The organism is Pseudomonas sp. SIMBA_068, assembly GCF_046534705.1.
GTDB lineage: Bacteria > Pseudomonadota > Gammaproteobacteria > Pseudomonadales > Pseudomonadaceae > Aquipseudomonas > Aquipseudomonas putida.
The window spans coordinates 109,093-131,642 of sequence record NZ_JAWRYI010000006.1; the positions used below are offsets into that span (position 1 = coordinate 109,093).

Consider the following 22,550-nt stretch of genomic DNA (forward strand, 5'->3'; position numbering starts at 1 on the left):
GCGTCAGTCGCCCCAATATGGGGGTAGAGATAACGGTCTACAAGGGTAGGAAGAAAGGAACTGGCGTTGTCGCCTGGTTTACGCGGTTCCAGCAGTGCCAGCGCACTGCTGAAAATACCGCAGATACTGCTTGGTGAGCTAGAGAACCGCGAAGGTTCCTTGCGCTTTGGCCACCAGCTTGTCGCCCTGGACTACGTCGGCGTCGACCACCAGGGTACGACGCCCGGCATGCAGCACACGGGCGGTGCACAGCACTTCGCCGTCGCTGACGGCGCGCATGTAGTTGATCTTGCACTCGATGGTGACACTTTGCTGGTCAAAGCCATGGCTGGCCGAGCAGGCCAGGCCCATGGCGATGTCCACCAGGCTGAAGATCGCCCCGCCGTGCAGCTTCTGGCCACGGTTGCGCAAGTGCGGCTCGAGGGCCAGGGCCACCTCGGCAACACCCGTGTCCAGGCGTTGCAGGCGGCAGCCCAGCAGCTGGCTGAAGGCGCTTTCGACGTATTCGCGGGGTACGTCCATCACTTCTTCTTCAACTGCTTGGCGTTGGCGAACAGCGAGGCCATGGCATTGTTGGCCGGTGCGGCAGTGGCGGTTTCACGCGGGCGTTGGGCCTGCTGCTGGCGGTTGCCGCCATTGCCACGGTTGCCACCGCGGTTGCCTTCGACCTTCTCGCCCGGGGTGTCGCCCATGCGCATGGACAGGCCGACGCGCTTGCGCGGGATGTCCACTTCCATGACCTTGACCTTGACCACGTCGCCGGCCTTGACCGCTTCACGCGGGTCTTTGATGAACTTCTCCGACAGCGCCGAGATGTGCACCAGACCGTCCTGGTGTACGCCGATGTCGACGAAGGCACCGAAGTTGGTGACGTTGGTCACCACGCCTTCCAGGATCATGCCGGGCTCCAGGTCCTTGAGGTCTTCGACGCCGTCCTGGAAGGTGGCGGTCTTGAACTCGGGGCGTGGGTCGCGGCCAGGCTTGTCCAGCTCTTGCAGGATGTCGGTGACGGTCGGCAGGCCGAAGGACTCGTCGGTGAACTTCTTCGGGTCCAGGCGCTTGAGGAAGCTGCTGTCGCCGATCAGCGAGCGGATGTCGCGCTCGGTGTCGGCGGCGATGCGCTGCACCAGCGGGTAAGCCTCCGGGTGTACTGCGGAGGCGTCCAGCGGGTTGTCGCCGTTCATCACACGCAGGAAGCCGGCGGCTTGTTCGAAGGTTTTTTCACCCAGGCGGCTGACCTTTTTCAGCGCTGCACGGGTGGCGAACGGGCCGTTGGCATCGCGATGGGCGACGATGTTCTGTGCCAGCGTGGCGTTGAGGCCGGAGATTCGGGTCAGCAGCGCGACCGAGGCGGTGTTCACGTCCACGCCCACGGCGTTCACGCAGTCCTCGACCACGGCGTCCAGGCCACGCGCCAGTTTCAGCTGGGAAACGTCGTGCTGGTACTGGCCGACGCCGATGGATTTCGGGTCGATCTTCACCAGCTCGGCCAGCGGGTCCTGCAGGCGGCGGGCAATCGACACGGCGCCACGGATCGATACGTCCAGGTCCGGGAACTCGCGGGCGGCCAGTTCCGATGCCGAGTACACCGACGCACCGGCCTCGGAGACCATGATCTTGGTAATTTTCAGCGCTGGGTATTTTTTGACCAGTTCGGCCACCAGCTTGTCGCTCTCACGGCTGGCGGTGCCGTTGCCGATGGCGATCAGTTCCACCGAGTGCTTGGCGCACAGTGCGGCCATGATGGAAATGGTGCGGTCCCAGTCATTCTTTGGCGCGTGCGGGTACACCGTGGTGTAGTCAAGCAGCTTGCCGGTGGCATCGACCACGGCGATCTTGCAACCGGTGCGCAGGCCTGGGTCGAAGCCCAGGGTGGCGCGCGGGCCGGCCGGGGCGGCCAGCAGCAGGTCGTGCAGGTTGTGGGCGAATACGTTGATCGCCTCGCCTTCGGCGTTGTCGCGCAGTTCGCCGAACAGGTCGGTTTCCAGGTGGGTGTACAGCTTGACCTTCCAGGTCCAGCGCACCACCTCGCCCAGCCACTTGTCGGCCGGGCGGCTGCGGTTTTCGACGCCGACGTGGTTGCCGATCATCACTTCACACGGGTGCAGGGTGCCAGGCAGTTCTTCGCCCACTTTCAGCGAAGCGCTCAGCACGCCTTCGTTGCGCCCGCGGAAGATTGCCAGGGCACGGTGCGACGGCGCGTTGCGCAGCAGTTCATCGTGGGCGAAGTAGTCGCGGAACTTGGCGCCTTCTTCTTCCTTGCCGGCCACCACACGGGCACTGAGCACGGCTTCCTGCTTGAGGAAGCTGCGCAGCTTGTCGAGCAGGGCGGCGTCTTCGGCAAAGCGCTCCATGAGAATGTACTTGGCGCCTTCCAGCGCGGCCTTGACGTCGGCTACGCCTTTTTCGGCGTTTACGAAGCGTGCGGCTTCGCTTTCCGGGGCCAGGGTGGGGTCGTTGAACAGGCCGTCGGCCAGGTCGCCCAGGCCGGCTTCCAGGGCGATCTGGCCCTTGGTGCGGCGCTTCTGCTTGTACGGCAGGTAGAGGTCTTCGAGGCGGGTCTTGGTGTCGGCCAGCTTGATTTCGCGGGCCAGTTCCGGGGTCAGCTTGCCCTGTTCCTCGATGCTGGACAGGATGCTGGCGCGACGGTCGTCGAGTTCGCGCAGGTAGCGCAGGCGCTCTTCCAGATGGCGCAGCTGGGTGTCGTCCAGGCTACCGGTCACTTCCTTGCGGTACCGGGCGATGAAGGGCACGGTCGAGCCTTCGTCCAACAGGCCCACGGCCGCCTCAACCTGCTGGGGGCGTACGCCCAGTTCCTCGGCGATACGGCTGTTGATGCTGTCCATGTAAACCACCTGACATTTGTGAATACGGGGGTCGCCTGTGGGCTTTTCGCCCGGCGGCGCTGGATGAAAGCCGCGCATTATACCCATCGCAAACGGCTTGCGGTGATGGCGCCCAGCCAGCTGGAACTGGCGCCGGGGGAAAAATCTGCTAACAATGCTCACGCAACGTGCAGCAATGGCTACGCCATAATGCGCGGCGATATCAGAGGAGTTATTCATGACCGGCACCGCAAACACCGCTGAAGGTGACAAGATTCTCATCGTCGACGACGATCCGGGGCTTAGCAGCCTGCTGGAACGTTTCTTCACCAGCAAGGGCTACCGTGCCCGCGCGGTGCCCAACACCGAGCAGATGGACCGCCTGCTGCAGCGCGAGGTGTTCAACCTGGTGGTACTCGACCTGATGCTGCCGGGCGAGGATGGCCTGTCCGCGTGCAAGCGCCTGCGCCAGCAGAACAACCAGATCCCGATCATCATGCTCACCGCCAAGGGCGACGAGCTGAGCCGTATCAAGGGCCTGGAGCTGGGCGCTGACGACTACCTGGGCAAGCCGTTCAACCCGGACGAGCTGATGGCCCGCGTCAAGGCTGTGTTGCGCCGTCAGGCCCCCGCCGTGCCGGGTGCGCCGGGCAGCGAGGACGAATCGGTCACCTTTGGCGACTACGAGCTGTCGCTGGCCACCCGCGAGCTCAAGCGTGGCGATGAAGTGCACATGCTTACCACCGGCGAGTTTGCCGTGCTCAAGGCCCTGGTGATGCACGCCCGCGAGCCGCTGACCCGCGACAAGCTGATGAACCTGGCCCGTGGCCGCGAGTGGGATGCACTGGAGCGCTCCATCGACGTGCAGATCTCGCGCCTGCGCCGCATGATCGAGCCGGACCCCTCCAAACCGCGTTACATCCAGACCGTCTGGGGCGTGGGCTACGTGTTCGTGCCAGACGGAAACGCAGGTAAATGATGCCGCGTCGTCCATGAAAACGCCGCTGTGGTTTCCGCAGAGTTTCTTCGCCCGCACCCTGTGGCTGGTGTTGATCGTCGTCCTGTTCAGCAAGGCCTTGACCCTGGTCTACCTGCTGATGAACGAGGACGTGCTGGTCGACCGTCAGTACAGCCACGGTGTGGCGCTGACCTTGCGCGCCTATTGGGCTGCCGACGAAGAAAACCGCGACAAGATTGCCGAGGCGGCGGGCCTTATCCGCGTGACCGGCTCGGGTGTGCCCGAGGGCGAGCAGCATTGGCCCTACAGCGAAATCTACCAACGGCAGATGCAGGCGGAGCTGGGCGAAGACACCGAGGTGCGGCTGCGTATTCATGCGCCACCGGCGTTGTGGGTCAATGCGCCAAGCCTGGGCCCGGGCTGGCTGAAAGTGCCGCTGTACCCGCACCCGCTGCGTGGGCAGAAGATCTGGAACGTGCTGGGTTGGTTCCTGGCCATCGGCCTGTTGTCCACAGCCTCTGCCTGGATCTTCGTGCGCCAGTTGAACCAGCCGCTCAAGCGCCTGGTATTCGCCGCTCGTCAGCTGGGCCAGGGGCGCAGCGTGCGCCTGCCGATCAGCGATACACCCAGCGAGATGACCGAGGTGTACAAGGCCTTCAACCAGATGGCCGAAGATGTCGAGCAGGCCGGGCGCGAGCGCGAGCTGATGCTGGCCGGGGTTTCCCACGACCTGCGCACACCGTTGACGCGCCTGCGCCTGTCGTTGTCATTGCTGGACAGCGACAGCGACCTGAGTGACGACATGGTCCGCGATATCGAGGACATGGATGCGATCCTCGATCAGTTCCTGGCGTTCATCCGCGATGGCCGCGACGAGCCGGTGGAAGAGGTCGACCTGGCTGAACTGGTGCGTGAAGTGGTGGCCCCGTACAACCAGCCGAAAGAACGTGTGCGCCTGTGCCTGGAGCCAATCCCGCCGTTCCCGCTGCGCCGTGTTTCGCTCAAGCGCATGCTGGGCAACCTGATCGGCAACGCCCTGCACCATGCCGGCAAGGGCGTGGAAGTGGCTGCCTATGTGTCGGGTGACGAGAGTGCACCATACGTGGTGCTGAGCGTGCTGGACCGTGGCACCGGGATCGACGAATCGGAGCTGGAGACCATCTTCAACCCGTTCATTCGTGGGGACCGTGCACGGGGCGGCAAGGGCACCGGTCTGGGGTTGGCGATAGTCAAGCGCATCGCGGCCCAGCATGGCGGGAATGTGGAGCTGCGTAACCGGTCCGGTGGCGGGATCGAGGCGCGGGTTCGGTTGCCGCTTGGGCTGCTGTTACCCCGGAACGCCGTGTGAGGGCCGGGGCCGCTTTGCGGCCCATTCGCAGCACAGGGTTACGCGATCCCCTGTAGGAGCAGCCTTGTGCTGCGAATGGGCTGCAAGGCAGCCCCCAAAATCTCAGCCCTTGCCCTTGGTCCGGGTCTGATTAGGCCCGCCGTTCTTCTCAAGGTGCTCGATGATCATCCCGCCCACGTTCTTGCCGGTGGTCACCTCGATCCCCTCCAGCCCCGGCGATGAGTTCACCTCCATCACCAACGGCCCATGGTTGGAGCGCAGGATATCAACACCCGCCACGCTCAACCCCATCACCTTGGCCGCACGAATGGCGGTAATCCGCTCTTCCGGGGTGATCTTGATCAGGCTGGCGACGCCCCCCCGGTGCAGGTTGGAGCGGAACTCGCCCGGCTTGGCCTGGCGCTTCATCGAGGCAATCACCTTGTCTCCCACCACGAAGCAGCGAATATCGGCGCCGCCGGCCTCCTTGATGTACTCCTGAACCATGATGTTCTGCTTCAGGCCCATGAACGCCTCGATCACCGACTCGGCCGCCTGGGTGGTTTCGCACAGCACCACGCCGATGCCCTGGGTACCCTCCAGCACCTTGATCACCAGCGGGGCGCCATTGACCATCTGGATCAGGTCGGGGATGTCGTCCGGTGAGTGGGCGAAGCCGGTAATGGGCAGGCCGATACCACGGCGCGACAGCAATTGCAGTGATCGCAGTTTGTCGCGCGAGCGGGCAATGGCCACCGATTCGTTGAGCGGGTACACACCCATCATTTCGAACTGGCGCAGCACTGCGCAGCCGTAAAAGGTGACCGAAGCCCCGATGCGCGGGATCACAGCATCGAAGCCCTCCAGCGGCTTGCCGCGGTAGTGGATCTGCGGCTTGTGGCTGGCAATGTTCATATAGGCCCGCAGGGTGTCGATCACCACCATTTCGTGGCCACGCTGGGTACCGGCTTCGACCAGGCGGCGGGTGGAATACAGACGCGGATTGCGCGACAGCACAGCGATCTTCATGCAGCACCTGTGACAGGGGAAAGGGTGGCCGGAAAGGCCGGTTTATCTTGGACGTACTTCAAGCCGGGGTTCACCACCAGCTGGCCCTGGATCAAGGCCTTGGAACCGAGCAGCAGGCGGTAGCGCATGTTCTTGCGACAGGCCAGGGTGAACTCCACCTCCCACACACCATCGCCCAGCGCCAGTGACGTGCGGATGACATAGCGGGTCTGGGCGTGGCCGTTGGAGCTCTTGATGGTTTTCATGGTGACCAGCGGGGCCTCGCAACGCCGGTGACGCAACTGCACCACCGAGCCCAGGTGCGCAGTGAAACGGACCCAGGGCTGGCCGTCGCGCTCGAACGGTTCCACCTCGGTAGCGTGCAGGCTTGAGGTGCTGGCGCCGGTGTCGATCTTGGCGCGCAGCCCGGCGACACCAAGGTCGGGCAGGGCTATCCACTCACGCAGGCCGATCACAGTCAAATGGTCAAATGTCTTCACGAAGCGCACCCTGCGAGTAAGGTGGTGAACTGTAAGCATGGCGGGGACTTTTTGCATCCGTATGTGAAGGTAGTACAGTTCGATGAAAGACAGAATCCGAGGTAACGGGATGGCACAAAAAGCCGAAGACGACGACAAGGTTCGCCTCGACAAGTGGCTGTGGGCGGCGCGTTTCTACAAGACGCGGGCGCTGGCCAAGGCGGCGATCGAGAGCGGCAAGGTGCATTGCCGCGGCGAGCGTTGCAAACCGGGCAAGGAGCCACGGGTGGGCGACGAATTTTTGCTGCGCACCGGGTTCGATGAACGCACCGTGGTGGTGAAGGCGTTGTCGGTGGTGCGGCGTGGGGCGCCAGAAGCGCAGACGCTGTACGAGGAAACCGAAGAAAGCGTGAGGCGGCGTGAGCAGGCGGCCGAAATGCGCAAGGCCGGGGCCATGGGCGTGACTACCGATGGCCGGCCGACCAAGAAGCAGCGCCGACAGATTCACCAGCTGCATGGCAGCTATGAATAGCCGGGGCCGCTCTGCGGCCCATCGCCGGCAAGCCAGCTCCTCACCGAGCATTGTGGGAGCGGCCTTGCCGGGGCGCCGGACCGGTCGGAAAGGGCTGCGTAGCAGCCCCAAGTATCTAGCGGAGCACGGCCAACCGCCCGACAAGCGGTAGTCTGGCCAGCAGGTTGAACAACGGTGCCGTCCAGCGTATCAACGCTTCACTGCCTTTGGCCGCCAGCGGCGTGTAGTAGCTCCAGCCCAACGCCAGCACTGCCATCAGCAACCCGCCAATGTAGTCATCCTGCCCCCAGTGGGCGCCGGCCACCAGGCGCGGCAGCATGAACAGCACCGCCAGCCCCCAGATCACCAGGAACTGCACCAGTCGGCGGCTGAATACGCTCATGAACAGCGCCCAGATCAGCAGCACCGAAGCGTGATCCCCCGGGAAACTCTTGCTGGATCGGTCCTTGAGCTCCCAGGCCGCCTCCAGGTTCGGGTAGTAGTCGCTGAGGTGCACCACGTCGTCGAAGATCATCGACGGGCTCTTGTGCTGCCAGCCGGCTGCATCCACCCACTTGGAAAACAGCGCGCGAATCACCACTAAGAGGAGTAGCGTGACCAGAAAGCCGAAAAAGGCCTGGCGAACCTGAGCTGCCTTGAACACCCAGTCACCACGGATAAGCACTGCCAGAAGGATCAGGCCAACGACGATGTCGAACGGGCGCAGGCTGCCGACGGTCCAGATGTAGCGCCAGGTAGTGTTGTCGGCCAGCGGCGCATTCAGGCTGTGGAACAGCCACTCGTCGAAAGTCAGGCACAGGATCTGGCCAAAAGGCCATAACCAGAAACACAGTAGAGCGATGGGAAGCAGCGTGCAGGCTGCCAATGGCCCCAAGGACCACCTTGCTTGGAACAGTGGTCGATTGTCCATAAGATACCTCTATTGCAAACAGGAATCGGAGCGCCTTGTGAGCGCTCTGTCACGGGTTTTCGAAGGTTTTCGACAACCGCTGTAACCATTTTGTCATCATTTTTTAGATAGCCAAAACCTATGAGCGATTTGCCTGATACCGATTTCACTCAACGTTTCATCTTCGACGAGCGCGATGTGCGCGGCGAGTGGGTGTCTCTCGATGACAGCTATGCCGCGGTGCTGGCGCGTCATGAATACCCACAGCCGGTGCAGGCGCTGCTCGGCGAACTGATGGCCGCCACCGCCTTGCTGGTGGGGGCATTGAAGTTCGATGGCCTGCTGATTCTGCAGGCGCGCTCCGAAGGGCCGATCCCGCTGCTGATGGTGGAATGCTCGGGCGATCGCGACATCCGTGGCGTGGCGCGCTACGAGGCCGATCAGATCGCCGCTGACGCCACGCTGGCGCAGTTGATGCCCGAGGGCCACCTGACCCTGACCATCGACCCGGTCAAGGGCCAGCGCTACCAGGGTACAGTGGACCTCGACGGTGCCAACCTGTCGGAGTGCTTCACCAACTACTTCGTCCAGTCGCAACAGCTCAATACCCGCTTCTGGCTCAACGCCGAAAACGGCAAAGCCCGTGGCCTGCTGCTGCAGCAACTGCCGCGTGATCGCCAGCCTGACGACGAAGAACGTGAAGACAGCTGGCAGCACGTGATCGCCCTGGCCAAGACCCTCAAGCCTGAAGAATGGGCCGAAGGTAACGAAACCCTGCTGCACCGCCTGTACCACGAAGATGCCGTGCGCCTGTTCGACATTCAGCCGTTGCGCTTCAATTGCAGCTGCTCGCGCGAACGCTCCGGTAATGCGCTGGTGAGCCTGGGCGAGCATGACGCCAAGGCGCTGGTGCAAGAGTGCGGCGGCCAGGTAGAGATCGATTGCCAGTTCTGCAACGAGCGCTATTTCTTCGATGCAAGCGATGTGGCGCAACTGTTTGCCGGTGGCGGTACAGACACCGCCTCAGAAACTCGCCACTGAAACGTTTAATTACAGGGGAATCTCCTGTCGAATTGCGCAAAAGCGCGGTTACGACAGGAGGGGCCTACTTTTTTTGGGCGTTTCTGGCATAATCCGGCCACTTTTTTCGCTGTAGTAGTTTTTTCAAGACAACTACAAAACGTTTGGAGCACTCGGCCTCGGGCCGGATGGGGTATCTCATGACGCAAGCCAACAACACCGTGTACACCGACCTGAGCGTCGATGAGCTGGTAAAAGAAGCGCTGCAACGCGGTGAAGGCGTACTAGCCGATACTGGCGCACTGGTCGTAGAGACTGGTCACCGTACTGGCCGTTCGCCGGCTGACCGTTTCATCGTCGAAGAACCTTCCACCCAGGACGCCATTTCCTGGGGCCCGATCAACCGCAAGTTCCCGGCCGACAAGTTCGATGCCCTGTGGGACCGCGTCGAGGCGTTCAACAACGCCCAGGATCACTTCGTTTCCTACGTTCACGTAGGGGCAGCCGCCGAGCACTACCTGCCGGTGAAGATGACCACCCAGACTGCCTGGCAGAACCTGTTCGGCCGTTGCCTGTTCATCAACCCGGAGCAGTTCAACCCGGCTGGCCGCGACCAGTGGCAGGTGCTCAACGTTGCCAACTTCGTGTGCGAGCCTGAGCGTGACGGCACCAACTCCGACGGTTGCGTGATCATCAACTTCGCCGCCAAGAAAGTGCTGATCGCTGGCATGCGTTACGCCGGCGAAATGAAGAAAGCCATGTTCTCGGTGCAGAACTTCCTGCTGCCGGCGGCCGACGTACTGCCAATGCACTGCGCGGCCAACATCGGCGAAGAAGGCGATGTAACCCTGTTCTTCGGCCTGTCCGGCACTGGCAAAACCACCCTGTCGGCCGACGAAAGCCGTTACCTGATCGGTGACGACGAGCACGGTTGGGGCGAAGGCGTTGTCTTCAACATGGAAGGCGGCTGCTACGCCAAGTGCATCGACCTGTCCGAGAAGAACGAGCCGGTCATCTGGAAAGCCATCAAGCACGGCGCTGTGCTGGAAAACGTCGTTCTCGACGCCAACAAGCACGCCGACTACACCGACGTCAGCCTGACCCAGAACAGCCGTGCAGCGTACCCGCTGGAGCACGTTGCCAAGCGTTCCGAAGCGAACCTGGGCGGCGAGCCTAACGCGGTCATCTTCCTGACCTGCGACCTGACCGGTGTTCTGCCTCCGGTTTCGATCCTGAACAACGAACAGGCGGCCTACCACTTCCTGTCCGGTTACACCGCGCTGGTGGGTTCTACCGAAATGGGTTCGGGCGGCGGCATCAAGTCGACCTTCTCCACCTGCTTCGGCGCCCCGTTCTTCCCGCGCCCGGCTGGCGAGTACGCCGAGCTGCTGATCAAGCGTATCAATGGCTTCAACTCCAAGGTCTACCTGGTCAACACCGGCTGGACCGGCGGTGGCTACGGCGTTGGCAAGCGCTTCAGCATCCCGACCACCCGTGCGGTGATCGCTGCGATCCAGAGCGGCGCGCTGGTCGGTGCCGAAACCGAGCACCTGGACATCATCAACCTGGACGTGCCAAAAGTTGTCCCGGGCGTTGAAACCGAGCTGCTCAACCCGCGCACCAACTGGGCTGACAAAGCTGCCTACGACGAGGCCGCCAAAGGCCTGGCCAAGCTGTTCATCGAAAACTTCAAGAAGTTCGAAGTTTCCGACGCCATCAAGGCCGCTGGCCCGCAGCTGTAAGCTGAGCCCAGCGCGACAAGAAAGCCGCCCTTTGGGGCGGCTTTTTTTTGAACGATATCCTGAGCCGGCCTCTTCGCGGCGATTCCTGTGGGAGCGGGTTTACCCGCGAAGAGGGCGGCTCAGGCAGCGGAAATCTGGAATTTCTGTTTCACTGTCAGCATCATTTGCGAGACAAGAGCCAGACAGATGACCGAATCCCCTCAGCGCAGTGCCTTCAACCACTTCCACCCCATCCTCACCCGCCCTTCGGACAACGACGTCAACGGCCATATCGCCGGAGCGACCGTACATGGCTTTTTCGAAACGGCTATCCAGGCCTTCCTTGTCGAACAGGCCGAGGTGGACCTGCGTGACGGCGAGCTGGCGGCATTCGTGGTCAGTTCGGCGGCGGATTTCTTCGCGCTGCCGGGCTTCCCCGACGTTCTCGAAGTGGGCTTGGGGGTGACGCGCCTGGCGGGTAGTACGGTGGAGTACCGCCTGGCGCTGTTCCGCCCGGGCGAGCCGGAGGCGTGTGCGGCAGGTACGGTGGTTCAGGTGTTCATCGAACGGGCCAGTGGTCGTCCTGTGGTGTTGCCTGAGCCGCTGCAAGTGATCCTGTCTGGCCTGGTGCTGGGATAGCAGGCATAAAAAAGCCCCGCCGAAAGGGGCGGGGCTTTTGCTGCCGGGGCGAGGCCCTCAGGCATCAGTCGCGCCAGTGGCGCTTGTGCTTGCGGTGGCCGTAGTGGTGGCCACGGTCGTAGTGACGCCGGTCGTCGTAGCCGCGACGGTAGCGACGATCGTCATCGCGGTCGTCGTCATCGGCTTTGTTGCCCATGTAGTTGCCGAGCGCGCCACCGGCGCCGCCGCCTGCGGCTGCACCAATGTAGCTACCGGTGGTGCCGCCCACCGAGCGACCGACCACGTTACCGCCTGCAGCGCCCAGCGCGCCGCCGATAGCAGCCTCGCCACGCTGGCGCTTGTCGGCACCCAGGGCACCACCGGCTGCGCCGCCCAGACCGGCACCAATGGCACCGCCCGTGCTACCACCGATGGAGTTGCCCACTACGGAGCCGAGTACCCCACCCAATGCGCCGCCAATGCCGGCCTCGGTATTGCCGCCTGCCATGGCAACGCCGCTGAGCAAGCTGAAAGACAACAACAAAATCGAGGAGTACTTCTTCATCAAGAGAGCCTCATAGGGATGACGAGGCGAATTTGAGGCTAAGCGGCGCGGCTGGCAACGGAAATCCGACGAGTAACACGAGTTGTACACAATTCGCTAAGTTACTGTATTTGCTGTGAAACTTTATGCATTTTCGGCTGTCTGAGACCTTTATGACAAAGCCCTGAACCGCAATGGAACAGGGCTTTTTCGTTTCTACAGGATACGCCCGTCGTCCCGTGCCCGCTCCAGTTTGATGGCAATGAACTTCGATGTCGGCGTATGGCTGCCATCGCCAATGCTCTCCAGCGGCACCAGCGGGTTCACTTCGGGGTAGTACGCCGCTGCCTGCCCGGCCGGGATGTCGAAGGCCAGCAGGGTGAAGCCCTGCACCCGGCGCACATGCTCATCCCCCCACAGCGACACGATGTCGACCTTCTGCCCCGGCTGGAAGCCCAGGCGGATGATGTCGGCTTCGTTGGCGAACAGCACCTCGCGCTGGCCGCGCACGCCGCGGTAGCGGTCGTCCAGGCCGTAGATGGTGGTGTTGTACTGATCGTGCGAGCGCATCGACTGCATGATCAGGTGCGGCAGCTGGCCACTGGCGCGCACGCGCTCATCGAGCAACGAATCCGGCAGCAGGTTGGCCTTGAAGTTGGCGCGGCCGGTGCTGGTCTTCCATTCGCGGCTGCCGGCGCTGTTACCCAGGTAGAAGCCGCCTGGGTGTTGCAGGCGCTGGTTGAAACCGCTGAAGCCGGCGATGGTATCGCCGATCAGGTCGCGGATGCGGTCGTAGTCGGCCACCAGCCAGTGCCAGTCCACCGGTTGCTTGCCCAGGGTCGCGGCGGCGATGCCGGCAACCACTGCCGGTTCCGAGCGCATTTGCGTAGACAGTGGCTTCAGCTGGCCGTTGGAGGCGTGCACCATGCTGAACGAGTCTTCCACCGTCACCGCTTGTGGCCCGTCGGCCTGCAGGTCGATGTCGGTGCGGCCCAGGCACGGCAGGATCAGCGCCTGCTTGCCATGCACCAGGTGGCTGCGGTTGAGCTTGGTGCTGATATGTACGGTCAGCTCGCAATTGCGCAGTGCCTGTGCGGTACGCTCGGTGTCCGGCGTGGCTTGTGCGAAGTTGCCGCCCAGGCCGATGAATACCTTGGCCCGCCCATCGAGCATGGCGTGAATCGCTTCGACGGTGTTGTGGCCGTTGTGCCGGGGCACGGGGAAGCCAAAACGCTTTTCGATGGCGTCAAGCAGGGCCACCGGCGGGCGCTCGTTGATGCCCATGGTGCGGTCGCCCTGCACGTTGCTGTGGCCACGCACCGGGCACAGGCCGGCGCCGGGAGCGCCGATGTTGCCGCGCAGCATCTGCAGGTTGACGATTTCCTGGATGGTCGGCACCGAATGGCGGTGCTGGGTGATGCCCATCGCCCAGCACATGATCACCCGCTTGCCGCGGCAGTACATGCGGGCGGCCAGCTCGATGTCGGCTAGGGCCAGGCCGGACTGCGCCTGGATGTGCTCCCACGGCGTGGCATCTACCACTGCCAGGTACTCGTCGACGCCATGGCCATGTTCGGCAATGAAAGCATGGTCGAACACGGCCGGTTCGCCCTTGGCCTGGGCTTCGCGTTCCCATTGCAGGGCGAACTTGGCCATGCCGCGCAGCATCGCCATGTCGCCGCCCAGTGCCGGGCGGAAGAACGCGGTGTTGGTCGGCCGGTCACTGTTGGTCAGCATCTCCAGCGGGTTCTGCGGGTGCTGGAAACGCTCCAGGCCACGTTCCTTCAGCGGGTTTACGCACACCACCTGGGCGCCACGCTTCACCGCATCGCGCAGCGGGTCGAGCATGCGCGGGTGGTTGGTGCCGGGGTTCTGGCCCCAGACGAAAATCGTGTCGGCATGCTCGAAATCGTCGAAGGTGACGGTGCCCTTGCCAACCCCGACGCTTTGCCCGAGGGCCACGCCACTGGCCTCGTGGCACATGTTCGAACAGTCGGGGAAGTTGTTGGTGCCGTAAGCACGCACGAACAACTGGTACAGGTACGCCGCTTCGTTGCTGGCGCGCCCCGAGGTATAGAACTCGGCCTGGTCAGGGTTGGCCAGCTTGTTCAGCTCGCGGGCGATCAGGGCGAACGCGGCATCCCAGCTGATTGGCAGGTACCGGTCGCTGGGCGCGTCGTAGACCATCGGTTCGGTCAGGCGCCCTTGGTACTCCAGCCAGTAGTCGCTCTGCTGCAGCAGCGAGGTGACGCTGTAACGGGCGAAGAAGGCAGCATCGACGCGGCGCTTGGTCGCCTCCCAGTTCACTGCCTTGGCGCCGTTCTCGCAGAACTTGACCATGCCGCTTTCCGGCGAATCGCCCCAGGCGCAGCCCGGGCAGTCGAAGCCGCCGTTCTGGTTGGTCTTGAGCAGCGCGCGAATGTTCTTCAGCGCGTTGTCGCTGCCGACCCAGGCCTTGGCCACGCTGCGCAACGCGCCCCAGCCACCGGCGGGGCCGTGGTAAGGCTTGTAGCGAGGGGGGGAGGCTGGGGCGTTGTCCGGGAGGTGCTGGTAGGAGGTCACGGGTATTACGACTCCGCCGCCGGGCTGTAGACCCGCGGTGCGCTGTGCTTTGGCAGATGGATGAGGTTGAGGTTGTGCTTGCGTGCCCATTGCAGGGCAAGGCCGGTGGGCGCCGACAGGCTGACCAGGGTCTGGATGCCGGCACGCAGTACTTTCTGGATCAGCTCCAGGCTGCAGCGGCTGGTGACGATGGCCAGGCCGCCCTGGCTGTCTATGCCTTGGCGCAGCAGGGCGCCGATCAGCTTGTCGAGGGCGTTGTGCCGGCCGATGTCTTCACGGCCGAGCAGCAGCTCGCCATGGCGGTCCATGAACAGCGCGGCATGCACAGCCCCGCAATGCTGGCCCAGCGGCTGGAAGGCATCGATGCGTTCACGCAGGCCAACCAGCCACTGGGGCGGGGGCAGGGGCGCGCCCGGCAGTTCGGGCAGGTCCGGTAGCGCCTGTTCAAGCGCTTCGACCCCGCACAGGCCGCAACCACTGGTGCCGGCCAGCTGGCGGCGCTGGTTTTTGAGGTTCCAGAACGCCCGGCTGGAAATTTCCAGGTCGGCATACATTGCCGAGCCGCTGCCGGAAAGCTTCAGGTCGTAGATTTCTGCGGTGCCTTCGACAATGCCGCTGCCAACGCTGAAGCCGACGGCGAAGTCTTCGAGGTCGGTGGGGCTGACCAGCATCACCGCCTGGTTGAGGCCGTTGTAGACAATGGCCAGGGCCACTTCTTCGGCCAGCGGGGTGCTGTCGCGTTGGGCGTCGCTGAGCTGGACGTAATCGTAGGTGTTGCTGGCGGCGGGCATGGACAAGGGCGATGATGCCGCGCAGACCGGAGGTTTGCTGTTCATCGGGGCGTTGAATACCGGCGGCTTTCTGATAGCACAAGCCTAGGCTTGCGGGCCGGCGGCGTCTAATCGCTAGGGTCTATGCCTTGATAGACCGTGTCGATTGGTCGCACAGGGGGCGGGAGTGGAAAAGCTGGCCTAGACTCGTGAGTCCGAGGTTTCGTCAACAAGGAGAGCGCAATGAGCCTGTTCAGTTTCGTGAAGGAAGCCGGCGAGAAGTTGATCGACCTGCTGACCCCTGGCAATGCCAATGCCGGGGAGCAGCTGAAAAAACACGTGCAAGACGTTGGCCTGGGCAACCCGAAGATCACCGCCACTGTAGAGGGAGACACGATCACCCTCAAGGGTGAAGTGGCCAGCCAGGAAGAGAAGGAGAAGATCATTCTTGCAGCCGGCAACATCAATGGTGTGGCCAGCGTGGATGACCAGATCACCGTGACCGGGCCAGTGGTGAAGGCGGCCCGGTTCGTTACCGTGAAAAAGGGCGACACGCTATCGGCCATTTCAATCGTGGTTTATGGCAACGCCAACCAGTACAACAAGATTTTCGAGGCCAACAAGCCGATGCTGTCGCATCCGGACAAGATCTACCCGGGGCAGGTGCTGCGTATTCCTGAGTAATCTTCCTCCCACAGTTGTTGCACTGCTTTCAATGGCGGTGAAGTGCTTGTAGGAGCAGCCTTGTGCTGCGAAGAGGCCGGTACTGTCACAGACAACTTTCTGTCATACCGGCCTCTTCGCAGCACAAGGCTGCTCCTACAAGCCTGCCAGTAAGGCCCGGTAATCCTCGACCGCCGCAAACTCTTCGGTATCCCGCGGCCCTGCCTTGCTATCCGGCTGGCGCACCGCCAGCAGGTGGCCCACCCCAAATCGTTGTGCACTGCGCAGTATCGCCAGCGTGTCATCGATAAACAGGCTGCGCCCCGGCTCAAAACCGATGTCCGCCTGCAAGGCATCCCAAAACTGCGGGCTTTCCTTCGGGTAGCCATAATCGTGCGAGCTGATCAGCCGTTCGAAATACGGCGCCAGTTCCACCCGCTCCAGCTTCAGCGACAGCGAGTCGCGGTGCGCATTGGTGATCATCACCACGCGTTTGCCCGCCTTGCGGATTGCCGCCAGGAAGGTGTCGGCGTCTGGGCGCAGGGCGATCAGGTCGGCGATTTCCTGCTTCAGCTCTCGGATTGGCAGGCGCAGCTCGCGGCTCCAGAAATCCAGGCAATACCAGTTCAGCGTGCCGGCATTGCGCTCGAACAGTGGCTGCAGCTCCATTTCCGCCATGGTCCGGCTCACCCCGTGCAGCTCGGCATAGCGCTGGGGCAGGTGCTCCAGCCAGAAGCGGTTGTCGTAATGCAGGTCGAGCAGGGTGCCGTCCATGTCCAGCAGGACGGTATCGATGGCAGACCAGGGAATAACAGGCATGGGAAACTCTCGATCAGTCGGCTAGCCACGGTATAGTACCCCGTTCACGCCAAGGAGCCGCCCCATGCGCCAGAAACCCACCGTCCTCAGCCGCGAAATCGTCGCCAGCAGCCGCCTGTTCCGGGTCGAAGCCGTGCAATTGCGCTTCAGCAATGGCAATGAGCGTACCTACGAGCGTTTGGTGGGCCGGGGTAACGGCTACGGCGCGGTGATGATCGTTGCCATGCTCGACGCCGAGCATGCCGTGCTGGTGGAGGAATACTGCGGCGGCACCGATGAATACGAGCTGTCGTTGCCCAAGGGCCTGATCGAGCCGGGCGAGGATGTGCTGGCGGCAGCCGACCGGGAGCTCAAGGAAGAAGCCGGTTTTGGCGCACGCCAGCTGGAGCACCTGACCGAGCTGTCGCTGTCGCCGGGCTACATGAGCCAGAAGATCCAGGTAGTGCTGGCCACCGACCTGTACGAAGAGCGCCTGGAAGGCGATGAGCCAGAGCCGATGCGGGTCGACAAGGTCAACCTGCGCGAGTTGTCGGCATTGGCCATGCACCCACAGTTCACCGAGGGCCGCGCCCTGGCGGCGCTATACCTGGCCCGTGACCTGATGATCCAGCGGGGGCTGCTGGAGCTATGAACGACCTGCAACTGATGCACGAAGTGGTCAAGCTGGCACTGACCGCAGGCGAGGCGATCCTGCCGTTCTGGCGTGCCGATGTGGCCGTGACCAACAAGGCCGACGATTCGCCGGTGACCGCCGCCGACCTGGCAGCGCACCGGGTGATTGCCGATGGCCTGCTGGCGCTGGCCCCGCACATTCCGGTGCTGTCCGAGGAAGACTGCAACATTCCGCTGGCCGAGCGTCAGGGCTGGAGCCGCTGGTGGCTGGTCGACCCGCTGGACGGCACCAAGGAGTTCATTGCCGGCAGCGAAGAGTTCACGGTCAACATCGCCCTGGTCGAAAACGGCGAGGTGGTGTTTGGCGTGGTGTCGATGCCCACCAATGGGCGCTGCTATTTTGGTGGGCGCGGCATGGGGGCCTGGCGTGCAGATGCCGGTGAGGTAGCCCAGCCGATCCAGGTACGCAACGCACCCGCGCAGGGCAAGCGTTTTACCGTGGTGGCCAGCCGTCGGCATTCCAGCCCGGAGCAGGAAGCGCTGTTGGCGGGCCTTGGGGCTGCGGTGGGTGAGCTGGAGCTGGCCAATATCGGCAGTTCGTTGAAGTTCTGCCTACTGGCTGAGGGCAGCGCAGACTGCTATCCGCGCCTGGCGCCGACTTCGCAGTGGGACACTGCTGCGGCGCAGGGTGTGGTGGAGGGGGCCGGTGGCGAAGTGATCGGGCTGGATGGCTTGCCGTTTCGGTATCCGCCACGCGAGTCGCTGCTCAATCCGTATTTCCTGGCGTTGCCTGCCAATGCTGCATGGCGCCAGGCCTTCCTGAACCTCATCTAACTGCCTGGCACGATCCTGTGGGAGCGGCCTTGTGTCGCGAAAGGGCCGCTCCCACAAAGGCCGCTTTAGTCGCATTAGCGGTGCAGCACGTACTGGCCGCTGAATTTCACTGCCGGCTCGTCACTACCGGCATTGCTCACGGTGGTTTCCAACGTCAACCGCGCCCGCCCACGGCGCTGGTACATGGCCAGGAATCGCTCCCAGGTCTTTTCGTCGGGCGCTACACAACGCGCCACCGCCGCACCGGTGACCGGCAACGGATAACTGATCTGCCCTTCCTGGATGACGATATGCCCGTCATCGATCCCCAGCGCCCTCAGGCGCAGGTGCAGCCAGCCCCAGCCCGCCAGCACGGCGGCGCAGTAAAGGCTGCCGCCAAACATGGTGCTCTTGTGGTTGACGTTGGCCGCCAGCGGCAGTTGCAGGCGCAGGGTGTGCTGCTGCCAATCGATCACTTCTAGGCCCATTTCGCGGGTCAGGGGGATGTCGCTGTGCAGTACGGACTGCAGGTACTGGCTATCGGTGCTCATTAACGGTGGTCCTCTTGGTCGTCATGCCCGCCGCTGCCGCCGTCGAAGCTCAAGCTGTGCTTGCGCAGCTTGTCGTGCAGGGTCTTGCGGGGGATGCCCAGCGCCTCGGCCAGGCTGCGCATGGAGCTGTGTGGCTGGGCCAGTTCGGCAGCGATCAGCGAGCGTTCGAACTGCTCGACCTGCTCGCTGAGGTTGCCGCTCAGCATTGGCACAGCAGCTGCTGTCGCCGGCGGCGCCTGGCCGTCCAGGGCCAGCTCCAGGCCAAGGGCGAAACGCTCGGCGGCGTTTTGCAGCTCGCGCACATTGCCTGGCCAGGGGTGGCGCAACAGCACGGCACGCTGCACTGGCTGCAGGGTGTGCGGGGGCAGGCCATGGCGCTGGCTGGCGGCGTCGGCGAAGTGCTGGAACAGCACCAGGATGTCATCGCCGCGTTCGCGCAGCGGTGGAATACGCAGCGGCGCCACGTTCAGGCGGTAATACAGGTCGGCACGGAAGCGCCCTTGGTCGGCGGACTGGCGCAGGTCTTCCTTGGTCGCGGCAATGATGCGGATATCCAGCGGGATCAGCTGGTTGCCGCCGAGTCGCTCGACCACCCGTTCCTGCAACATGCGCAGCAGTTTTACCTGTACATCCAGGCTCATGCTCTCGATTTCGTCGAGGAACAGCGTGCCGCCGTTGGCGAACTCGAACTTGCCGATACGGCGTTTTTGCGCGCCGGTGAAGGCGCCTGGCTCATGGCCGAACAGCTCGCTTTCCACCACTGACTCGGCCAGCGCGCCGGCGTTGATCGCCACGAACGGGCCGTCGCGTCGGCTGGACAGGTCGTGCAGGGCGCGGGCCACCACCTCTTTGCCCGCGCCGGTTTCACCCAGTATCAGCACATCGGCGCGGGTGCCGGCCAGGGCACCGATCTGCTCGCGCAGGCGCAGCATGGACGGCGAATGGCCGACCAGGCGGGTGGCCAGTTGCTGGCGGTCGCTCAGTGCCAGGCGCAGGCTGCGGTTGTCCAGCACCAGGCGGCGCAGGGCCAGGGCGCGGCGCACGCTGTCGAGCAGGGCGTCTGTGGCAAAGGGTTTTTCCAGGAAGTCATAAGCCCCGGCGCGCATCGCCTGCACCGCCAGCGGCACATCGCCATGGCCGGTAATCAGCAGCACCGGCAGCTCGCTGTCGCGGCCGTGCAGTTGCTCCAGCAGTTGCAGGCCATCGATACCGGGCATGCGGATGTCGCTGACCACCACACCGGGCCAGTCGGCCTCGATACGCTCGGCCAGGCCTTGGGCATCGGCCAGGGCTACTACCTTGAGCCCGGCCAGGTCCAGGGTCTGGCTCAGCGCCTGTCGCAGGTGCGGGTCATCGTCCACCAGGATGACCTGGGCTTGGCTGTCGATCAGTGTCTCGGTGGTCATGCCGAGGAGTCCTCCGAATTGGGCAAAGTAGCGCCAGGCGCGGCCACACGCAGCTGCAGGGTCAGCAGTGCGCCACCTTCCGGGTGGTTGGCCAGCAGCAGTTCACCGCCCAGGGCGCGCATCAGGCTTTCGCAGATGGCCAGGCCCAGGCCCAGGCCCTGGGTGCGGGTCTTGGTGGTGAAGAACGGCTCCTTGGCATGCTCCAGGGCCTGTCGGCTGAAGCCGGGGCCGTTGTCGCGGATGTACAGGTAGACGCAGTCATCGCGCTGCTCGGCACTTAGCCACAAGCGGCGCGGGTTGGCCTTTTCGGTCAGGGCGTCGAGGGCATTGGCCAGCAGGTTGCCGAGCACCTGGCGCAGGCGGGTTTCACCGGCTTGTACCCACAAGGTCGCCTCCGGCAGGTCGCGGATCAGCTCCACGGCCATCGCCCGGCGGCGCTTGGCCAGCAGTGCCAGGGCATCGTCCAGGGCTGGCTGCAAGGCCACGCTTTCCGGGGCATGGCGGTCGCGGCGGGCGAAGGCGCGCAGGTGGGCGATGATCGAGGCCATGCGCCCGGTCAGCTCGCCGATCAGCTTGAGGTTGCCGCGGGCGTCATCGGTGCGTTGGTGGTCCAGCAGTATTTCGGCGTTTTCCGCGTAGCTGCGGATGGCCGCCAGCGGCTGGTTCAGCTCGTGGCTGATGCTGGCCGACATGGTGCCGAGTACCGACAGCTTGCCCGCCTGCACCAGTTCGTCCTGGGCGCGCACTGCTTCTTGCTGGGCGTTTTCGCGTTCCAGCACGGCATTTTTTAACCGTGTGTTCAGGCCTTCAAGGTCGGCGGTACGTTGGGCCACGCGCTTTTCCAGCTCCTGGCGGCCACGGGCTTCGAAGTCGATGCGGTCGATGTAGTGGCGCCGTCGTTGCATCACCAGGCCGGCCAGCAGCATCAGTACCAGCAGCGTACCGGCACCGATGGCCATCACCGTTTGCACCGAGCGATCGACGAGCATGCGCGGCGCGAGGATGCTGACCTGCCAGCCGGTCTCCTTGATGTCGCGGGTCTGGGTAATCCAGGCGTCCGGGCTGAGCACCAGCGGTTGTGGGGCCTGGGTCGGGTAGGGCTGGATGGCGATGATGGCCTGGCGCTCGGCCTCGGTCAGCGTGCGCGTAGCACGGAAGCGCCAATCGGGCCGCGACGTCAGGATGACCACACCATTGTGATCGGTCAGCAACAGCTGCTCGGGGGTGCGGCCCCAAAGGGTTTCGGTGTGGTCGAGGTCGACCTTGACCACCAGCACGCCAACGATCCGCTCGCGGTCCCGCACGGCTGCGGCAAAGAAGTAGCCGCGCTTGGCCGAGGTGGTGCCCTGGCCGAAGAAGCGGCCCAGGTGGCCGGCCATGGCTTCGTTGAAATAGGGGCGGAAGGCGAAGTTGCGGCCGACGAAGCTGTCGTGCTTGTCCCAGTTGGACGCGGCCAGGGTGTTGCCGCTGACGTCCATCAGGTACATCACCTCGGCACCGGTCTGCTGCACGATGCCCTTGAGCAGGCGGTTGGCGTTGGTCACCGCTTCCAGGCGGAACGGGTCTGCCAGCACGCCACGTAGCGCCGGCAGGTCACCGAGGATCTGCGGCAAGGTTTCGTAGCGGTGCAGGGTGCCGAGCAGGTTGGCGACGTACAGGTCGAGGGTCTGGCGGTTCTGCGAGGCCAGCTCTTCCTGGTAGTAGCGTTCGGCCAGGTGATGCAGGGGCCACAACAACGGGGCCAGGCACAGGGCCAACAAGGCCAGGCTGCGCCAGCGGGGACGGCGTGGGGGCGTGGGTTTTGCAATCATCACGTAAATGCGCCAGAAAAGTCTGGCGCAATTATGCGCTAGTTAAGGCAGCAGTTCCGCCTCTGCCAGTGGCAGGCCGAGCTTGTCCTTGTCCGACAGCACCGGTGGTTGCTGCAACCCCCAGTCGATGGCCAGTTGCGGGTCGTCCCAGCGGATGCAGCGGTCGGCGCCGGGGTTGTAGTAATCGGTGGTCTTGTAGAGGAACTCGGCCGATTCGCTCATCACCGCAAAACCGTGGGCGAAACCGGGAGGTACCCATAGCTGGCGGTGGTTGTCGGCCGACAGGTGCACGGCGACCCATTGGCCAAAGGTTGGCGAGCTTTTGCGCACGTCCACGGCGACATCGCGGATTTCCCCGTGTACCACCCGCACCAGCTTGCCTTGGGTGTTCTCGACCTGATAGTGCAGCCCGCGCAGTACACCCTTGATGGAGCGAGAGTGGTTGTCCTGGACGAACTCGGCCTTCACACCGGTTTGCCGCGCGAACTCACGCGCGTTGAATGCCTCGAAGAAAAAACCACGGCTGTCACCGAAAACCTTCGGCTCGATGATCAGTACTTCAGGGATTGCGGTAGGGATGATGTTCATAGTGGCTCGCTGGCCCGTTGCCCAAGTATTGACC

22 protein-coding genes are annotated in these 22,550 nt (G+C 63.7%); 9 read left to right on the top strand and 13 right to left on the bottom strand.

All coding sequences use genetic code 11. From position 1 onward, the window contains the following. Nucleotides 1-138: 138 nt before the first annotated feature. Nucleotides 139-522, bottom strand: a complete 384-nt coding sequence (locus SB756_RS15775; protein WP_012270050.1) for a PaaI family thioesterase — start codon at nt 520-522, stop codon at nt 139-141. Next, nucleotides 522-2,846: a Tex family protein gene (locus tag SB756_RS15780; RefSeq protein ID WP_410911098.1), complete on the bottom strand. Its 2,325-nt coding sequence runs from the start codon at nt 2,844-2,846 to the stop codon at nt 522-524. The genes SB756_RS15775 and SB756_RS15780 overlap by 1 nt, the downstream gene beginning before the upstream one ends. A gap of 217 nt (nt 2,847-3,063) precedes the next feature. Here SB756_RS15780 and ompR point away from each other — a divergent pair, with 217 nt between their 5' ends. Both ompR and SB756_RS15790 read left to right on the top strand, forming a co-directional pair. Next, nucleotides 3,064-3,804 carry a two-component system response regulator OmpR gene (gene ompR / locus SB756_RS15785; protein WP_016484407.1) on the top strand — a complete coding sequence of 247 codons (741 nt, stop codon included), beginning with the start codon at nt 3,064-3,066 and terminating at the stop codon, nt 3,802-3,804. Between the two features lie 13 nt (nt 3,805-3,817). Continuing rightward, entirely contained in the window at nt 3,818-5,131 is a 1,314-nt protein-coding gene (locus tag SB756_RS15790; protein ID WP_059394994.1) for an ATP-binding protein, read from the top strand. 102 nt (nt 5,132-5,233) lie between these two features. Here the strand turns inward: SB756_RS15790 and rimK are convergent, their stop codons facing one another. Beyond that, nucleotides 5,234-6,139 carry a 30S ribosomal protein S6--L-glutamate ligase gene (rimK, locus tag SB756_RS15795; protein ID WP_410911099.1) on the bottom strand — a complete coding sequence of 302 codons (906 nt, stop codon included), beginning with the start codon at nt 6,137-6,139 and terminating at the stop codon, nt 5,234-5,236. Continuing rightward, nucleotides 6,136-6,618 carry an ATP-dependent zinc protease gene (locus SB756_RS15800; protein WP_016497556.1) on the bottom strand — a complete coding sequence of 161 codons (483 nt, stop codon included), beginning with the start codon at nt 6,616-6,618 and terminating at the stop codon, nt 6,136-6,138. Before SB756_RS15800 ends, rimK begins: the two co-directional genes overlap by 4 nt. Nucleotides 6,619-6,727: 109 nt before the next feature. Here SB756_RS15800 and SB756_RS15805 point away from each other — a divergent pair, with 109 nt between their 5' ends. Next, nucleotides 6,728-7,129, top strand: a complete 402-nt coding sequence (locus SB756_RS15805; protein ID WP_338747467.1) for an RNA-binding S4 domain-containing protein — start codon at nt 6,728-6,730, stop codon at nt 7,127-7,129. Between the two features lie 115 nt (nt 7,130-7,244). Here SB756_RS15805 and SB756_RS15810 read toward each other — a convergent pair whose 3' ends face one another. Continuing rightward, nucleotides 7,245-8,039: a phosphatase PAP2 family protein gene (locus SB756_RS15810; protein WP_410911100.1), complete on the bottom strand. Its 795-nt coding sequence runs from the start codon at nt 8,037-8,039 to the stop codon at nt 7,245-7,247. A gap of 120 nt (nt 8,040-8,159) precedes the next feature. Here SB756_RS15810 and hslO point away from each other — a divergent pair, with 120 nt between their 5' ends. The 3 genes from hslO (at nt 8,160) to SB756_RS15825 (ending at nt 11,398) form a co-directional block, all read left to right on the top strand. After that, nucleotides 8,160-9,059 carry an Hsp33 family molecular chaperone HslO gene (gene hslO, locus SB756_RS15815; RefSeq protein ID WP_049276053.1) on the top strand — a complete coding sequence of 300 codons (900 nt, stop codon included), beginning with the start codon at nt 8,160-8,162 and terminating at the stop codon, nt 9,057-9,059. Nucleotides 9,060-9,238: 179 nt separating this feature from the next. Then, nucleotides 9,239-10,780, top strand: coding sequence for a phosphoenolpyruvate carboxykinase (locus SB756_RS15820; RefSeq protein WP_063423222.1), 1,542 nt, complete (start codon nt 9,239-9,241; stop codon nt 10,778-10,780). Nucleotides 10,781-10,966: 186 nt separating this feature from the next. After that, nucleotides 10,967-11,398, top strand: a complete 432-nt coding sequence (locus SB756_RS15825) for an acyl-CoA thioesterase (protein WP_410911101.1) — start codon at nt 10,967-10,969, stop codon at nt 11,396-11,398. 64 nt (nt 11,399-11,462) lie between these two features. Here the strand turns inward: SB756_RS15825 and SB756_RS15830 are convergent, their stop codons facing one another. The 3 genes from SB756_RS15830 to fdhD all read right to left on the bottom strand — a co-directional run bounded on the left by SB756_RS15830 (nt 11,463) and on the right by fdhD (nt 15,319). Further along, nucleotides 11,463-11,942, bottom strand: a complete 480-nt coding sequence (locus SB756_RS15830) for a glycine zipper domain-containing protein (protein ID WP_174371285.1) — start codon at nt 11,940-11,942, stop codon at nt 11,463-11,465. 195 nt (nt 11,943-12,137) lie between these two features. Continuing rightward, the gene (locus tag SB756_RS15835) at nt 12,138-14,483 is read right to left on the bottom strand and encodes an FdhF/YdeP family oxidoreductase (protein WP_410911102.1); all 2,346 of its coding nucleotides are present in this window, start codon (nt 14,481-14,483) and stop codon (nt 12,138-12,140) included. Between the two features lie 5 nt (nt 14,484-14,488). Further along, on the bottom strand, nt 14,489-15,319 hold the full coding sequence (fdhD, locus tag SB756_RS15840) for a formate dehydrogenase accessory sulfurtransferase FdhD (protein WP_041167489.1): 831 nt from the start codon (nt 15,317-15,319) through the stop codon (nt 14,489-14,491). A gap of 177 nt (nt 15,320-15,496) precedes the next feature. Here fdhD and lysM point away from each other — a divergent pair, with 177 nt between their 5' ends. Next, nucleotides 15,497-15,937: a peptidoglycan-binding protein LysM gene (gene lysM / locus SB756_RS15845; protein ID WP_410911103.1), complete on the top strand. Its 441-nt coding sequence runs from the start codon at nt 15,497-15,499 to the stop codon at nt 15,935-15,937. A gap of 135 nt (nt 15,938-16,072) precedes the next feature. Here the strand turns inward: lysM and yrfG are convergent, their stop codons facing one another. Further along, nucleotides 16,073-16,735, bottom strand: a complete 663-nt coding sequence (gene yrfG / locus SB756_RS15850; RefSeq protein WP_410911104.1) for a GMP/IMP nucleotidase — start codon at nt 16,733-16,735, stop codon at nt 16,073-16,075. A gap of 64 nt (nt 16,736-16,799) precedes the next feature. On the opposite strand from yrfG, the gene nudE reads away from it, so the two are divergent. Both nudE and cysQ read left to right on the top strand, forming a co-directional pair. Next, a complete protein-coding gene (nudE, locus tag SB756_RS15855; protein WP_043200325.1) occupies nt 16,800-17,366 on the top strand; it encodes an ADP compounds hydrolase NudE in 567 nt (188 codons plus the stop codon). Further along, entirely contained in the window at nt 17,363-18,181 is an 819-nt protein-coding gene (gene cysQ, locus SB756_RS15860; RefSeq protein WP_410911105.1) for a 3'(2'),5'-bisphosphate nucleotidase CysQ, read from the top strand. The genes nudE and cysQ overlap by 4 nt, the downstream gene beginning before the upstream one ends. Before the next feature lie 74 nt (nt 18,182-18,255). On the opposite strand, the gene SB756_RS15865 is transcribed toward cysQ, so the two are convergent. Genes SB756_RS15865 through rfbC form a run of 4 tightly spaced genes read right to left on the bottom strand, consistent with a single transcriptional unit; the run spans nt 18,256 to nt 22,516 of the window. Then, a complete protein-coding gene (locus SB756_RS15865) occupies nt 18,256-18,711 on the bottom strand; it encodes a YiiD C-terminal domain-containing protein (RefSeq protein WP_341797317.1) in 456 nt (151 codons plus the stop codon). Further along, nucleotides 18,711-20,117 carry a sigma-54-dependent transcriptional regulator gene (locus SB756_RS15870; protein WP_410911106.1) on the bottom strand — a complete coding sequence of 469 codons (1,407 nt, stop codon included), beginning with the start codon at nt 20,115-20,117 and terminating at the stop codon, nt 18,711-18,713. The genes SB756_RS15865 and SB756_RS15870 overlap by 1 nt, the downstream gene beginning before the upstream one ends. After that, nucleotides 20,114-21,928, bottom strand: a complete 1,815-nt coding sequence (locus tag SB756_RS15875) for an ATP-binding protein (RefSeq protein WP_341797319.1) — start codon at nt 21,926-21,928, stop codon at nt 20,114-20,116. The genes SB756_RS15870 and SB756_RS15875 overlap by 4 nt, the downstream gene beginning before the upstream one ends. A 42-nt stretch (nt 21,929-21,970) precedes the next feature. Then, nucleotides 21,971-22,516 (bottom strand): dTDP-4-dehydrorhamnose 3,5-epimerase, encoded by a 546-nt coding sequence (rfbC, locus tag SB756_RS15880; protein WP_063423229.1) that lies wholly within the window; start codon nt 22,514-22,516, stop codon nt 21,971-21,973. Nucleotides 22,517-22,550 lie beyond the last annotated feature (34 nt).